The 14734-nt window shown below is 68.9% G+C and carries 17 protein-coding genes; 13 read left to right on the forward strand and 4 right to left on the reverse strand.

Going from position 1 to position 14734, the window contains the following annotated elements; all coding sequences use genetic code 11:
* Window positions 1-12: 12 nt before the first annotated feature.
* The 11 genes from ctaD to ACO06I_RS21175 all read left to right on the forward strand — a co-directional run bounded on the left by ctaD (window position 13) and on the right by ACO06I_RS21175 (window position 10531).
* A complete protein-coding gene (gene ctaD / locus ACO06I_RS21125) occupies window positions 13-1668 on the forward strand; it encodes a cytochrome c oxidase subunit I (protein WP_421934589.1) in 1656 nt (551 codons plus the stop codon).
* Window positions 1669-1750: 82 nt separating this feature from the next.
* Window positions 1751-2719 carry a heme o synthase gene (gene cyoE, locus ACO06I_RS21130; protein WP_421934590.1) on the forward strand — a complete coding sequence of 323 codons (969 nt, stop codon included), beginning with the start codon at window positions 1751-1753 and terminating at the stop codon, window positions 2717-2719.
* The gene (locus tag ACO06I_RS21135; RefSeq protein ID WP_421934591.1) at window positions 2719-2865 is read left to right on the forward strand and encodes a hypothetical protein; all 147 of its coding nucleotides are present in this window, start codon (window positions 2719-2721) and stop codon (window positions 2863-2865) included. Before cyoE ends, ACO06I_RS21135 begins: the two co-directional genes overlap by 1 nt.
* Entirely contained in the window at window positions 2858-3484 is a 627-nt protein-coding gene (locus tag ACO06I_RS21140) for a cytochrome c oxidase assembly protein (protein ID WP_421934592.1), read from the forward strand. The genes ACO06I_RS21135 and ACO06I_RS21140 overlap by 8 nt, the downstream gene beginning before the upstream one ends.
* Before the next feature lie 73 nt (window positions 3485-3557).
* The gene (locus tag ACO06I_RS21145) at window positions 3558-4436 is read left to right on the forward strand and encodes a cytochrome c oxidase subunit 3 (protein ID WP_421934593.1); all 879 of its coding nucleotides are present in this window, start codon (window positions 3558-3560) and stop codon (window positions 4434-4436) included.
* A gap of 3 nt (window positions 4437-4439) precedes the next feature.
* Window positions 4440-4805, forward strand: a complete 366-nt coding sequence (locus tag ACO06I_RS21150) for a DUF983 domain-containing protein (protein WP_421934594.1) — start codon at window positions 4440-4442, stop codon at window positions 4803-4805.
* On the forward strand, window positions 4789-5529 hold the full coding sequence (locus ACO06I_RS21155) for an SURF1 family protein (RefSeq protein WP_421934595.1): 741 nt from the start codon (window positions 4789-4791) through the stop codon (window positions 5527-5529). Before ACO06I_RS21150 ends, ACO06I_RS21155 begins: the two co-directional genes overlap by 17 nt.
* Window positions 5529-6920: a threonine synthase gene (thrC, locus tag ACO06I_RS21160; RefSeq protein WP_421934596.1), complete on the forward strand. Its 1392-nt coding sequence runs from the start codon at window positions 5529-5531 to the stop codon at window positions 6918-6920. Before ACO06I_RS21155 ends, thrC begins: the two co-directional genes overlap by 1 nt.
* Window positions 6920-8182: a M16 family metallopeptidase gene (locus tag ACO06I_RS21165; RefSeq protein ID WP_421935113.1), complete on the forward strand. Its 1263-nt coding sequence runs from the start codon at window positions 6920-6922 to the stop codon at window positions 8180-8182. The genes thrC and ACO06I_RS21165 overlap by 1 nt, the downstream gene beginning before the upstream one ends.
* Before the next feature lie 49 nt (window positions 8183-8231).
* Window positions 8232-8843 carry a GNAT family N-acetyltransferase gene (locus ACO06I_RS21170; protein ID WP_421934597.1) on the forward strand — a complete coding sequence of 204 codons (612 nt, stop codon included), beginning with the start codon at window positions 8232-8234 and terminating at the stop codon, window positions 8841-8843.
* 29 nt (window positions 8844-8872) lie between these two features.
* Window positions 8873-10531: a putative bifunctional diguanylate cyclase/phosphodiesterase gene (locus ACO06I_RS21175; protein ID WP_421934598.1), complete on the forward strand. Its 1659-nt coding sequence runs from the start codon at window positions 8873-8875 to the stop codon at window positions 10529-10531.
* Between the two features lie 48 nt (window positions 10532-10579).
* Here the strand turns inward: ACO06I_RS21175 and ACO06I_RS21180 are convergent, their stop codons facing one another.
* Window positions 10580-11146 (reverse strand): YqgE/AlgH family protein, encoded by a 567-nt coding sequence (locus ACO06I_RS21180; RefSeq protein ID WP_421934599.1) that lies wholly within the window; start codon window positions 11144-11146, stop codon window positions 10580-10582.
* A 114-nt stretch (window positions 11147-11260) separates the two neighbouring features.
* Between ACO06I_RS21180 and ACO06I_RS21185 the strand changes: the two genes are divergently transcribed.
* Entirely contained in the window at window positions 11261-11743 is a 483-nt protein-coding gene (locus ACO06I_RS21185; protein WP_421934600.1) for a peroxiredoxin, read from the forward strand.
* Here ACO06I_RS21185 and ACO06I_RS21190 read toward each other — a convergent pair.
* Window positions 11740-12342 (reverse strand): DNA-3-methyladenine glycosylase, encoded by a 603-nt coding sequence (locus ACO06I_RS21190; protein ID WP_421934601.1) that lies wholly within the window; start codon window positions 12340-12342, stop codon window positions 11740-11742. The two genes, ACO06I_RS21185 and ACO06I_RS21190, sit on opposite strands and share 4 nt — an antisense overlap.
* A 15-nt stretch (window positions 12343-12357) precedes the next feature.
* On the opposite strand from ACO06I_RS21190, the gene ACO06I_RS21195 reads away from it, so the two are divergent.
* Window positions 12358-13542, forward strand: coding sequence for an amidohydrolase family protein (locus tag ACO06I_RS21195; RefSeq protein ID WP_421934602.1), 1185 nt, complete (start codon window positions 12358-12360; stop codon window positions 13540-13542).
* 40 nt (window positions 13543-13582) lie between these two features.
* Here ACO06I_RS21195 and ACO06I_RS21200 read toward each other — a convergent pair whose 3' ends face one another.
* Together ACO06I_RS21200 and ACO06I_RS21205 are read right to left on the reverse strand one after the other, a co-directional pair.
* A complete protein-coding gene (locus tag ACO06I_RS21200) occupies window positions 13583-13870 on the reverse strand; it encodes a hypothetical protein (protein ID WP_421934603.1) in 288 nt (95 codons plus the stop codon).
* A gap of 125 nt (window positions 13871-13995) precedes the next feature.
* Window positions 13996-14682, reverse strand: coding sequence for a DUF1223 domain-containing protein (locus ACO06I_RS21205; protein WP_421934604.1), 687 nt, complete (start codon window positions 14680-14682; stop codon window positions 13996-13998).
* Between the last annotated feature and the right edge of the window lie 52 nt (window positions 14683-14734).

Raw genomic sequence — 14734 nt, forward strand, 5'->3', positions numbered from 1 at the left:
GACACGCGTACGATGGCACATGCCGCCGCTCACGATCATCACGACGATCACGACCACAAGCCCGGGTTCTTCACCCGCTGGTTCTTCTCGACGAACCACAAGGACATCGGCACCCTCTACCTGATCTTCGCCATCATGGCCGGGATCGTCGGTGGGGCGCTGTCGGGCCTGATCCGCTGGGAGCTGTTCGAGCCGGGGATCCAGGTCTTCACCAAGGGCTCGCTCCTCGACCAGCTCGGCGTCGTGGAAGCCTCCAAGCACGGCTACAACGCCGTGGTCACCGCTCACGCCCTGATCATGATCTTCTTCATGGTCATGCCCGCCATGATCGGCGGGTTCGGCAACTGGTTCGTGCCGCTGATGATCGGCGCGCCGGACATGGCCTTCCCGCGGATGAACAACATCTCCTTCTGGCTGCTGGTGGCCGCCTGGGTGATGCTGCTCACCTCGATGTTCGTCGACGGCGGCCCGGGCCGCGGCTTCGGCGGCGGCTGGACGCTCTATCCGCCGCTCTCCACCACGGGCCACACCGGTCCGGCGATGGACTGCGCCATCCTGTCGGTCCACCTGGCCGGCGCCAGCTCGATCCTCGGCGCCATCAACTTCATCACCACCATCTTCAACATGCGCGCGCCGGGCATGACCCTGCACCGCATGCCGCTGTTCGTCTGGTCGATCCTGGTGACCGTCTTCCTGCTGCTGCTCTCGCTGCCCGTCCTGGCCGGCGCGATCACCATGCTGCTGACCGACCGCAACTTCCACACGCACTTCTTCGACGCCGCCGGCGGCGGCGACCCGGTCATGTACCAGCACCTGTTCTGGTTCTTCGGGCACCCGGAAGTGTACATCCTGATCCTGCCCGGCTTCGGCATGATCAGCCACATCGTCTCGACCTTCTCCAAGAAGCCCGTCTTCGGCTACCTCGCCATGGCCTACGCCATGGTGGCCATCGGCTTCATCGGCTTCGTCGTGTGGGCGCACCACATGTACACGGTCGGCATGACCATCAATCTGCGGGCCTATTTCGTGGCCGCGACCATGGTCATCGCGGTGCCCACCGGGGTGAAGGTGTTCTCCTGGATCGCCACGATGTGGGGCGGCTCCATCGACTTCAAGACGCCCATGCTCTGGGCGATGGGCTTCATCTTCCTGTTCACCGTCGGCGGCGTGACCGGCGTGGTGCTGGCCAATGCGGGCATCGACTACAGCCTGCACGACACCTATTACGTCGTGGCCCACTTCCACTACGTGCTCAGCCTCGGCGCCGTGTTCGCGATCTTCGCGGGCTTCTACTACTGGTTCGAGAAGATCTGGGGCGTGAAGTACCGCGAGTGGCTCGGCGCGCTGCACTTCTGGATCACCTTCATCGGGGTGAACCTGATCTTCTTCCCGCAGCACTTCCTCGGCCTGCAGGGCATGCCCCGCCGCTACGTGGACTATCCGGAGGCCTTCACCCTCTGGAACCAGGTGTCCACCATCGGCTACCTGATCACCGCCTCGGGCGTGGTGGTCTTCCTGGTGATGCTCCTGGAAGCCGCCGTGTCGCGCCGCAAGGCCGAGGCCAATCCCTGGGGCGAAGGCGCCACGACGCTGGAGTGGACCCTGTCCTCGCCGCCGCCGTTCCACCAGTTCAACGAGCTGCCGGTGATCAAGCCCGACCTCCACTAGGTCCGGTCCTCGCCAAAGACTTCAAGAGGGGCGCGGGCTGGAACCTTCCGGCGCGCGCCCTTCGTCTGTTGAGAGTATAGCCATGGCGATGTCGTCAGCCCTTCCCACGAGCCGCGCCCCCGCGCGCTGGCAGGACTTCCTGCAGCTCCTGAAGCCGCGGGTGATGTCCCTGGTGGTGTTCACCGCCATCACCGGCATGGTCTGCGCCGACTCGCCGATCAACCCGATCCTGGGCGCCATCGCCATCTTCTGCATCGCCGTGGGGGCGGGCGCCTCGGCGGCCCTGAACATGTGGTTCGACGCCGACATCGACGCCAAGATGCGCCGCACCCGCGGCCGCCCGGTTCCGGCCGGTCGTGTCCAGGGCGCCGACGCCCTGGCCCTGGGCGTGGTGCTGTCGATGTTCTCCGTCATGCTGCTGGGCATGACCGTGAACTGGCTGGCCGCCGCCCTGCTGGCCTTCACCATCGTCTTCTACGCCGTGGTCTATACGATGTGGCTGAAGCGCTCGACGCCGCAGAACATCGTCATCGGCGGCCTGGCCGGCGCCCTGCCGCCGGTCATCGGCTGGGCCGCGGCGACGGGAACCGTCCCCCTGAACGCCTGGCTGCTGTGCGCCATCATCTTCATGTGGACCCCGCCCCACTTCTGGGCGCTCTCGCTCTACACCAGCGAGGACTACGAGAAGGCCGGCGTGCCGATGATGCCGGTGGTGGCCGGCGCGGCCTCCACCCGCAAGCAGATCCTGATCTACAGCCTGCTGTTCACCCCCCTCTGCCTGGTCCCGGCCTTCACCGGCCTGGGCGGCCTGACCTATCTGGCGGTGGCGGCCGGCGGGGGCGTGATCTTCCTCATCCTGGCCTGGCGGGTCTTCAAGAGCCGGGCCGGGGACGCGGCCGATCCGCGACAGGACGACGGCCTCTATGACGTCAAGGCCGCGGCCAAGGACGCCCGCAACCTCTTCGCCTTCTCGATCCTCTACCTGACCCTGCTGTTCGCCACCCTGCTGGCCGAGCATCTCCTCGACCTGCCCGCCTTCGGAGGTTTTTGATGAGCGACCCGCAGAACGAAGGTCCGGTGGACGCCAAGGCCCGACGCGGCCGCAATATCGCCCTGGCCCTCGGCCTGGTGCTGTTCGTGATCCTGGTCTTTATCGTCACCCTGGTCCGTCTGGGAGCCAATGCGCCCCATGCCTAAGCCCTCGCTCTCCCCGCAGGCCCGCCGCAACCGCCTGATCGGCGTGATCTGCGGCGTCACCTTCCTCGGCATGGTCGGCGCGGCCTACGCCTCGGTCCCGCTCTATAAGGCCTTCTGCCAGCTCACCGGCTTCGACGGCGCCGTGCGCCGGGCCGAGGTGGCGCCCGACACGGTGCTGGACCGCAAGCTGCTGGTCCGCTTCGACACCAATATCCGCGAGCTGCCCTGGACGTTCACCGCCGAGCAGACCTCCCAGACGGTGCGAATCGGCGAAACGGGCCTCGCCTATTTCAAGGTCACCAACAACGGCTCCACCGCGATGACGGGCCGGGCCATGTACAATGTCGTGCCGGAGTCGGCCGGAGCCTATTTCCAGAAGCTCGAATGCTTCTGCTTCTCCGACCAGACCATTCCGGCCGGAAAAACCATCGAGTTTCCCGTGGTTTACTTCGTCGATCCGAAATATGCGTCGGACTTCGAGACCAAGGGCAAGCCCGAGGTGACGCTGTCCTACACCTTCTTCCCGTCGGTCGACGCGGAGAAGGCCAGCCGGCGCGCCGATGCATCGCAGGCCAAGGCGCCTTCGGCCCTTGGCGGAAACACCAAGGCGGGGCTATAGCCTCCGCTGAGACTGCCGCGGGCTGCGGAGAGGCGCCCACGGCTTTGAGATTTGAGAGGGGTTAGGACCGATAATGTCTGCCGGCGACGTCAAGCACGACTACCACCTGGTGAATCCCAGCCCCTGGCCCCTCGTCGGGTCCATCTCCGCGACGGTGATGGCGCTGGGCGGCGTGGTCTGGATGAAGGGCCTGTTCGGCCTGCCCCAGCACACCCCCTGGGTCTTCTACGCGGGCCTGGCCGGCGTGCTCTACACCATGCTCGGCTGGTGGATGGACGTGGTGAAGGAAGCCAACCAGGGCGACCACACCCCAGTCGTCGCCATCGGCCTGCGCTACGGCATGATCATGTTCATCGCTTCGGAAGTGATGTTCTTCGTGGCCTGGTTCTGGATCTTCTTCGAGATGGCCCTGTTCCACGAGGCCCGGACGCTGTCCTCCATCGAGGAAGTCCGCACGGCCTGGGCCACCTGGCCCCCCGCCGGCGTCGAGCTGGTGCCGGCCTGGAACCTGCCCCTGGTCAACACCCTGACCCTGCTGCTCTCGGGCACCACCGTCACCTGGAGCCACCACGCGCTGCAGACCGGCGACCGCAAGGGCGCCAAGATCGGCCTGGTCCTCACCATCCTGCTCGGCGTGATGTTCACCTCGATCCAGGCCTACGAGTACCACCACATCCTGGAGCACAAGTACTTCTTCAGCGAAGCGGCCACCAACGCCGGCCTCTACGGTTCGTCCTTCTTCATGGCCACCGGCTTCCACGGCTTCCACGTCCTGATCGGCACCATCTTCCTGACGGTCTGCCTGATCCGCCTGCTGGGCGGCGGCTTCACCCCCAAGCAGCACTTCGGCTTCGAGGCCGCGGCCTGGTACTGGCACTTCGTGGACGTGGTCTGGCTGTTCCTGTTCGCCTTCATCTACGTCGTCTTCGGCGGAGCGGCTGGAGCGCACTAACCCATGAGTGGTCACAATCCGCTGCTGGCGGGGCTCGCGGGCCGCTGTCCGAACTGCGGAGAGGGACCTCTCTTCGACGGCTTCCTGAAAGTAGCCGCACGCTGTGAGGCGTGCGGCTACGATCTGGCCAAGGCCGACTCCGGCGACGGCCCCGCCGTCTTTGTGATCCTGATCGCGGGCTTCCTGGCCTGCTTCGGCGCCCTCTTCACCCAGTTCTCCTTCAATCCCCCGGTCTGGGTGACCATGATCATCTGGCTGCCCCTGACGCTGTTCCTGTGCCTGGGCCTGCTGCGGCCCATGAAGGGGATCATGCTGGCGGCCCAGTTCGCCAACAGGGCGTCCGAGGCCCGACATGACGGACAGGGTTGACCCCGGGCCCCGCAAGGGCTTTCCCCTCGGCCTGACCATCGCCACCCTGATCGCCGCGGCCATCCTGGTCTGGCTGGGGACCTGGCAGCTTCAGCGCCTGGCCTGGAAGGAAGACCTGCTCGCCCGGATCGCCGCCCTGCAGGCCGCCCCGGCCAAGCCCCTGGGCGGCGCCCTCGACGCCCTGGCCCACGGCGCCAACGCCGACTTCACCCGCGTGGTCGTCGATTGCCCGGGTCTCGGCAGCGCCCCCTATCTCGAGCTCTATTCCGTCCGTGAGAGCGGCGCCGGCCTGCGGCTGATCTCGGCCTGCGCGGTGGAGAGCGCCAAGTACCGCACCATCCTGGTGGACCGCGGCTTCGTGGCCGACACCATCTCGGCCCGTCCGCCCGTGGACCTGGCCGACCGCACCCCGGTGCGTCTGGTGGGCGTGCTGCGCTCGCCCGACAAGGCCAGCTTCGTGACCCCGAAGAACGACGTGGCGGGCAACCACTGGTACTCCCGCGACATCCCCGCCATGGCCGCCCATCTGAAGGCGCCGTCGCCGGCCCCCGTCATCCTGACCGCCGAGACGAGCTCCAATCCGACCTGGCAGGCCCTGAAGCCCCAGCCCCTGCCGGCGGAGATTCCCAACCGCCACCTGGAATACGCGCTCACCTGGTTCGGCCTTGCGGGCGCCTTGGTCGCCGTCTATGCCGCCATGCTCTGGCGGTGGTGGAAGGCTTGATGCGGTACGTTTCTACGCGGGGGCAGTCGCCCTCGGTCGGCTTTGTCGATGCGATCCTCGCGGGCCTGGCGCCCGATGGCGGCCTCTACGTGCCCGAGGAATGGCCGAGCCTCACACACAGCGAGATCGCCGCCTTCGCCGGCAAGCCCTACGCCCACGTGGCCGCCGAGATCCTGACCCGCTTCGTCGGCGACGAGATCCCCCGCGAGACCCTGGCCGACATGTGCGCCGAGGCCTACGCCACCTTCACCCACGCCGCCGTCGTGCCGGTGAAGCAGCTCTATCCGGGCGGCTTCATGGCCGAGCTGTTCCACGGGCCGAGCCTGGCGTTCAAAGACGTCGCGATGCAACTGCTGGCCCGGCTCAGCGACCACGTGCTCGGCGCCCAGAAGCGCACCCAGACCATCCTCTGCGCCACCTCCGGTGACACCGGCGGGGCGGCCGTGGAGGCCTTCCGCGGCCGCGCCAACACCCGCATCGTCGCCATGTTCCCGGACGGCCGCATCAGCGAGGTGCAGCGCCGCTTCATGACCACCGCGGCCGAGGCCAATGTGCGCTGCCTGGCGGTGTCGGGCACCTTCGACGATTGCCAGGCGATCCTGAAGGACGCCCTGGGCGACCAGGTCCTCAAGCAGGCCGTGGGCCTGTCGGCGGTCAACTCCATCAACTTCGCCCGCATCGTCGCCCAGGCGGTCTATTACTTCACCAGCGCCGTCGCGATCGGCGCCCCGCACCGGCCGGTGGCCTTCGCCGTGCCCTCGGGCAATTTCGGCGACGGCTTCGCGGGCTTCATGGCCAAGCGCATGGGCCTGCCGATCTCCAAGATCATCGTCGCCACCAATTCCAACGACATCCTGGCCCGCGCCTTCCAGGACGGCCGCTACAGCCGCGGCGTGGTGGCCCAGACCCAGTCGCCGGCCATGGACATCCAGTCGGCCTCCAACTTCGAGCGGCTCTATTTCGAGGGCGTCCGCCGCGAAGGGACCGAGACGGCCCGCGCCTTCCAGGCCTTCGGCGAGACCGGGGTCATCGACATCCCGCCCGGCGCCCTGGCGATGATGCGCGAGACCTTTGTGGGGGTCTCGATCAATGAGCGCGAGACCAGCGGCTCCATCGTCGCCACCCTCAACGAGACCGGCGAATTGATCGACCCGCACACCGCCGTGGGCATAGCGGCCCTGCGCCGCGCCCGGGACATCACCGACCCGATCATCGTGCTCTCCACCGCCCACGCCGCCAAGTTCCCCGAGGCCGTCAGCGCCGCCTGCGGCGAGACGCCGGTCATGCCGCGCAGCGCCCAGAACCTGGCGGGCAAGCCCGAGCGGTTCGATCGCCTGCCGGCCGACGCCGACACCATCAAGGCCTATGTCCGGGCCTTCGCGGAAAGCTGATCCTGGCCACCCTTCACACCCTCTCCAATGGCGTCCGCGTCGTCTGCGACCCGGTCCCCGGGCTTGAGACCGTGGCGCTGTCCGTCGTCGCCGGCCGCGGCGCGCGGTTCGAGGACGCCGCCCGCTCCGGCTGGTCCCATCTGCTCGAACACATGGTCTTCAAGGGCGCGGGCGACCGCTCGGCCCGGGAGATCGTCGAGGTGGTGGAGGCCCAGGGCGGCTCCATCAACGCCGCCACCGGCTACGAGCGCACCAGCTTCCAGATCCGCGCCCTGGCGGGGGGCCTCGACCTCGGCTCGGCCGTGCTGGCCGACCTGATCCAGCGCCCGGTGATCGACTCCGCCGATCTCGCCCGGGAAAAGCAGGTGGTGGGCCAGGAGATCGCCGAGGCCACCGACACCCCCGACGACGTGGTGTTCGAGATGGCCCAGGCGGCCGCCTTCAAGGACCAGGCGCTCGGCCGTTCGATCCTGGGCACCGACGCCTCCATCGCGCCCGCCACCTCCGAGACCCTGGCGGCTTGGCGGGCGGCCCTCTACGCCCCCGACAGCCTGATCTTCGCCGCCTCCGGGGCGGTGACCGAGGACGAGGTGCTGGCGCTGGCCGAACGCGATTTCGGCCAGGCCGTCGGCGCCCCCATCCCCGACGCCGCGCCCGCCGCCTTCACCGGCGGCACGGAGACGGCGTCCAAGTCCCTCGAGCAGGCCAACCTGGTGTTCCTGCTGCCCAGTGTCGGGGTCCGCCACGACGACTATTTCCCCCTGCGCCTGTTCGCCGAGATCCTCGGCGGCGGCATGGCCTCGCGGCTGTTCCAGGAGGCCCGCGAGAAGCGCGGCCTGGCCTATGCCGTGGACGCCTATTCCGAGACCTATGCCGACACCGGGGTCCTGGGGGTGTTCGCCGGCTGCGCGGCCAAGGACGCCGCCGAGTTGGCCCGCGTGGCCGCCGGCGAGATCCAGAACCTGGCGACCAAGGTGGAGCCCGCCGAACTCGCCCGGGCCAAGGCCCAGCTCAAGGCGGGCATGTTCATGGCCCGCGAGGCCCTGCAGTCCCGCGCCGAGCAGGCCGCCGGCCAGGTGCTGCTGTTCGGCCGGCTGCTGACCCCCGCCGAGATCGCCGACCAGATCGACGCGGTGGAAGCCGCCGACCTCGCCCGCCTGGGCGCCAGCCTGCTGCAGCCCGGCCGCGCCGCCGTCAGCGTGCTGGGCCCCAAGCCCGCCCTGAAGGCCGCCGCCGCCTTCCAGAAGGCCCTGTTCGGCTAGAGCCTGTCCGGGGCTTGACGCCCCCTGCGGCGCGTCCGACCTTCGCCCCATGGCCCTGCTGGACTGGATCGCGCCGGAAAGCGGCCTACGCGTCGAGGGCGAGGGGGTGTTCCTGCGACCGGCCCGCAACGCCGACTTCGAGGAATGGCGCGAACTGCGCGCCGCATCCCGGGATTTCCTGCAGCCCTGGGAGCCGACCTGGCCGGCCGACGATCTCAGCCGCGCGGCGTTCAGACGCAGGCTGACGGCCTATGCGCGCGATCGGGAGGCCGGAAGCGCCTACCCGTTTTTCGTGTTTCGGGCCAAGGACGAGGTCCTGACCGGCGGCATCACCCTGTCCAACGTCCGCCGCGGCGTCGCCCAGATGGGCTCGGTGGGCTACTGGTGCGGCCAACCCTTTGCAAGACAAGGACAAACCCTGGCCGCCGTCCGGGCCCTGACCCTGTTTTCCTTCCGCACCCTGGCCCTCCATCGTCTGGAGGCCGCCTGCCTTCCCACCAATGAACCGAGCCGAAAACTGCTCAACCGTGCCGGGTTCACCGAGGAGGGATATGCCAAGGCTTATTTGAAAATTAACGGCGTTTGGCGAGATCATGTCCTGTTCGGTCTTGTCTCGCCGCTTCGCGCGACACTGGAGCCGGACGAGGGAGTGTCGGTCTAGCCGGCGCGTGGCCAGAGTTAGTCGAGGCGATGGCGAACGACCGTTGGATCTGGGACGCCACGACGACGCTTGAGGCGTTGGGCGCCGCCGACGTGGCGCTCTGGCTCTGGGAGCCCGAGCGCGATCGTCTTCGAATCACCGGCGCGTCCCGCGCGCTCGGCCTGGGTCCCCTTGCGCCGGAATGTTCGTCGGCCGCCATGCGCGCGCTGGCCATGCCCCAGGACCGGGCCCTGGCTGAGGATGTCCTGCGCGTGCAGGAGCCGGGCGGCGAGATCGCCGTGCGCCTGCGGATGCGCGGCGGCGGTGTCTGTATCTGGCGCGGAGTCTGGCTGGAGGAAGGCCTGCGCGCCGCCGGGGTGGTCGCCCCCGAGACCAAGTTCGCCGCCTCCGACGTCGACAAGCTGACCGGCCTGCTGGACCGCAAGAGTTTCATCGCCCAGGCCCGCGAGCGCCTGCAGGCGCCCGGCGTGCACGAGCTGGTGGTGGCCGACCTCGACCGCCTGCGCCGGCTGAACGAGGCCCTGGGCCACGAGCGCGCCGACCTGGTGCTGGCCGCCCTGGGCTCGCGGATGGCCGCGGCCTTCCCGCCCGGCGTCCTGATGGCCCGTATCGGCGAGGACGAGTTCGCCCTGCTGACCCCCATCCGCGCCATCAGCGCCGCCGAGACGCTGCGCAAGGCCCTGGAACAGCCCCTGCGGGTGGCCGGCTTCGACATCCATCCCACCCTGTCCATCGGCGCGGTCGAGGCCATGGGCGGCGATGAGGCGCCCGAGGCCGCCGAGCTGCTGCGCCGGGCCGAGCTGGCGGTGGAATCGGCCAAGAGCAACGGCCGCGGCGGCGGAGCCGCCTATGGCCGGACCATGGAGACCGACGGGCTTTCCCGCCTGGCCCTGGAGAGCGACCTGCGCGGGGCCATCGGCCGCGGGGAGCTCACCGCCTATTACCAACCCATCGTCCGCCTCTCCACCGGGGCGCTGTCGGGCTTCGAGGCCCTGGTGCGCTGGAAGCACCCGCGCCGCGGCCTGCTGTCGCCGGACCAGTTCCTGCCGCTCTGCGACGAGATGGGGCTGATGAGCGACCTGGGCGCCCTGATGATGCGCCAGGCCGCCGAACAGCTCGCCGTCTGGCGCCGCGACCACCGGGCGGCCGGCGAACTGACCGTGGCGGTGAACCTCTCCACCGGGGAGATCGACCGCCCCGACCTGGTGTCCGACGTCATGCGCATCCGCCGGGAGACCGGCCTGCCCCCAGGCGCCCTGAAGCTGGAGGTCACCGAAGGCGACGTCATGCGTGACCCCGACCGGGCCGCGGTGATCCTGCGCAACCTGCGCGAGGCCGGGGCGGCGCTGGCCCTGGACGACTTCGGCACCGGCTTCTCCTCGCTCAGCTATCTGACGCGCCTGCCCTTCGACACCCTGAAGATCGACCGCTACTTCGTGCGCACCATGGCCACCAACGAGGGCTCGGCGAAGATCGTCTCCTCGGTCGTCAAGCTTGGCCAGGACCTGGCGCTCGAGGTCGTGGCCGAGGGCGTCGAGAACGCCCAGATGGCCAAGGCCCTGCTGGCGGTGGGCTGCGACTACGGCCAGGGCTTCGGCTACGCCCCGGCCCTGTCGCCCCAGGAGGCCGAGGTCTATCTCAACGAAAGCTATGTGGACGGCGCCGCGCCCGTGAAGGCCCGGGGGTAACGGCCGTCGCAGCTCCTTCCTCTCCCCTGAAGGGGGCGAGGAGGATGTCTAGGCCCGGCCCGCCTCCGCCGTCAGCAGGCTCGCGTCCACCCCGAGCTTGGCGAGCGCCTTGGTCCACTTCTGCTCGTGGTCGGGGCCGAAGATCAGGGCCTCGTCGGCCGGGCAGGTGAGCCAGACGTTCTCGCGGATCTCGTGCTCCAGCTGGCCGGCGCCCCATCCGGCGTAGCCGAGCGCCAGCAGGGACCGGCGCGGATGGTCCTCGGCGCCCATGGCCTCCAGCGCCTCGCGGGTGGGGGTCAGCGCCACGCCGCCCCCCAGTTCGATGCTGTGGTCGCCGGCGCTGTAGTCGTCGGTATGGACCACGAAGCCGCGCTCGCGCTGCACGGGTCCGCCGATCAGCACCAGGTCCGGCGGCACCTCGATGTCGGCCTTCACCTCCAGCCGCTTGAGGAGGTCGGGCACGGTCAGGCCCTCCACGGGGCGGTTGACCGCTATGCCCATGGCGTGGGTCTCGTCGTGCGCGCAGACCAGCACCAGGGCGCGCTCGAAGCGCGGGTCGCCGATGCCGGGCATGGCGATCAAGAGCTGCCCCGACAGGAAGGTCGCCTCGTCCATGGCCCTAGTTTGAGGGTGATCGCGGCGCTTTCAAGTCTCGACCCCAGAAGTTCTGCGTTGAACGCCGCCCTCGCGGGTTTATCTGGTCTTCAAGACCATCACGGGAGAGAGACCATGACCATCAAAGTCGGCGACAAGCTGCCCAGCGCCAACCTCGTCGCCGGGACCGCCGAAGGCCCCAAGCCCACCACCACCGACGAGATCTTCGGCGGCAAGAAGGTCGCCTTCTTCGCCGTCCCCGGCGCCTTCACCCCCACCTGCTCGGCCAAGCACGTGCCCGGCTTCAAGGAGCTGGCCGACCAGATCAAGGGCAAGGGCGTCGACTCCATCGTCTGCCTGTCGGTGAACGACGCCTTCGTCATGAAGGCCTGGGGCGAGAACCAGGGCGTCATGGACACCATGCTGATGATCGCCGATCCGGCCGGCGACTTCACCAAGGCCGTGGGCCTGGAGATGGACGCCAGCAAGTTCGGCCTGGGCCTGCGCTCGCAGCGCTATTCCATGATCGTCGACGACGGCGTGGTGAAGGAGCTCAACGTCGAGGCCCCCGGCGAATTCAAGGTCTCGGCCGCGGACTACCTGCTCGCCCAACTCTAGAACGATTTCGGGAACGGCCGGCTCAGGAATTTCGAGCCGGCCAGACCGTAGCGCCAGGGGGTCTGCACCCCCTTGGTGAGGCCGATGCGCGGTCCCACCGCGATCTCCCAATCCCGCATCGAGGGCTCCAGGTCGAAGGGCGGAGCGTCCAGCCGCGCGCCGTCATGTTCGCGGGTGACGCCGAGCGCCTGGCATAGGCGTCCGGGGCCCGAGCAGAGCAGGCGCAGAGGCTCCACGCCGCGACGTTCGCGCATGAGATCGATCCCCGCCGTGGGCTCCAGGGCGCGGATCAGGACCGCGCTGCCGGGTTCCTCCCCGCAGACCAGGTTCAGGCACCAGTGCAGGCCGTAGGAGCGATAGACATAGGCGTGGCCGATGGGGCCGAACATCGCGGCGTTGCGCGCCGTGGGCCCGGTGAAGGCGTGGGAGGCCGGATCCTCGTGGTGATAGGCCTCGGTCTCCACGATGCGTCCGCCGACCCCGTCCACGGTCAGGATCATGCCGATCAGGTCGCGGGCCACCGCCGCCGGGTGGCGGGCGAACAGCTTGACGTCCAGGCCGCTTGGGTTCGAACTGTGCGGAAGAAAAGAAGCCGTCATCAGGGAAGAACCGCCATGCCTTATGTCGAGGGCCAGACCATCCATGACGCCGACAGCCACGTCATGGAGCTTCCGGGCGCCATAATCCCCTATGTGGAGGCCCGCCACCGCGAAGCCTTCGCGGAGAAGACCGCCAAGAAGAACACCCTGGTCGAATGGTCGGCCAAGGCCCAGGCCCTGCACGACGATCCGGAGTTCCGCGCCGGGGACGAGGCCAACCTGCTCCTGCGCAAGAACTTCCAGGCATTGGGGGCGTTCCGCAACACCGACCGGCCCAAGGCGCTGGACATGCTGGGCTTCGCCAGCCAGCTGGTCTTCACCACCGCGGCGCTCGGCAATTATGGCCTGGAGGAGATGGGTGAGGTCGAGCTCGCCGTCGCCGGGGCGCGGGCCCACAACCGCATGATGACCGACTTCTGCTCGGTGGACCGCCGCCTCCTGGCCACCGGCTATGTCACCCTGGTGGATATCGACCGGGCGGCCGACATCGCCCGCGAGGCCATCGAGATGGGGTGCAAGGGGCTGATCATCCCCTCGCGCCACCCGCCGCACCATTCCCCCAGCCACGCGGGCCTCGATCCGCTGTGGGCCGTCGCCCAGGAGGCCGGCGTGCCGATCCTGTTCCACGTCGGCGGCGAGGAGAAGATGCACGAGGCCTATCTGGAGAACGGCGGCCCCCGGGTGCTGGACTTCCACGGCGGGGCGGAGAACTTCACCTCGCTCACCTTCATGGCGATCCCGCTCTCGGTCTGGCAGACCCTCTCGGCCCTGGTGATCGACGGGGTGTTCGACCGGTTCCCCAGGCTGAGGTTCGGGGCCATCGAGCTGGGGGCGTCGTGGCTGCCCAGCCTGATGCGGTTCATGGATTCCGGCGCCGCGGCCTTCGGCAAGGAGGAGCGGCTGCAGAAGCTCTCGGCCAAGCCCAGCGAGATCCTGCGCCGGCAACTGCGGGTGACCCCCTATCCCCACGAGGACACCGCCTGGATCATCGCCAATTCCGGCCCGGAGATGTGCCTGTTCTCGTCGGACTTCCCCCATGTGGAGGGCGGCCGCAATCCGCTGAAGCGGTTCAATGACGCACTCGACGGCGCCTCGGACGTCGCCAAGCGGGCCTTCTACCGCGACAATTTCATCGACCTGATGGGCAAGGGGCTGGACCCCGCCTTGCACGATCATCCGGCCCTGATGGCGGCGGAATAGAGCCGCAATGGCCCTCCCCGCGAGGGGAGGGCTGCGGGCCTCAGTGCTTGGCGCTCATCATCGAGTCGGTGGCCATAGCGCCGGTCGACATGGCGTCGGCCACGGGCTTCTTGGCCATCGGCTTGGCCATGGCCGGCTTCTTCGTCTTCACCATCATCTTCTTGGCTGGGGCCTTGGCCATCCTGTCGGAGGCCATGTGGTCGCTGGACATCGCGTCCGTCGCCATCGGCTTGGCGGTCGCCATCTTGTCGCCGACCATCTGGGCGGACGCAGCGCCGGCGAGGCTGAGGACGGCGAGGGCGGTCAGCAGGCTGAGTTGGGTCTTCATGGGGTTTCTCTCTGGCTTGAATGTCGGGCAGGCCGACGGGCGCGCGGCCGGGATGGCGGCGCAGGCTCTCGACGTCCGAATCCGGAAAGCCGGAGGACGGGAACGTCAGGAGTGGGGGTGAAGGACTAGGTCTTGGCGGCGGCCAGGATCGGACCGCCTGGGCCGGCCTGGACCAGGATGGCGGTCTTCAGTCTGGGGTCGGCGCCCGCCGGCAGACGGTAGGTGAGGGCCTGGCCGCCATAGGCGCCAAGCCGAGTCAGCTCGCGCACCACGTTGCGGTGGGGCAGGGTCTTGCCGGTGTTCTCGCCGCGCTTGACCGGCACCTGGACGACGGCCGGGTCATAGCGCACCAGCCAGACGTCGGCCTTGGCCGCCTTGCCTGCCCCGATGGTCACCACGCCGCCGGACACGGAGAGTTGTGGGCCGCCGGCCAGGGGAACCTTGCGCGCCGCCCCCTCGATCTCGCCGAGCCGGGTCCCCACCACGTCGGTGCGGCCGTTGATCACCACTTGGGGCGTCCAGACCTGCGCGTGGCGCAGGCCCTTGGCGTAGGCCCACTGGCGGTCGGTGTATTGCTTGCTGGCGAAGGTGTCCTTCCAGCCGAGCTGGTCCCAGTAGGTGACCCCGAAGGAGAGGGCCAGAACTTCGGGACGGTCGGCCAGCCGGGCCAGGTTGGCGTTGGCCGGCGGGCAGGATGAGCAGCCCTGGCTGGTGAACAACTCCACCACCGTGAGCGGCCGGGCGGGCTGGGCCGCGGCGGGGAGGGCGGCGGCCAGGCCGAGGGCCAGGGCCAGGATATGGGTCGATCGCACGGATGGTGCTCCCTTGCGCGCCGGTCCGGCGCGGTCATCGACAGGTTCGCCG

The organism is Phenylobacterium sp. (assembly GCF_965229015.1).
GTDB lineage: Bacteria > Pseudomonadota > Alphaproteobacteria > Caulobacterales > Caulobacteraceae > Phenylobacterium.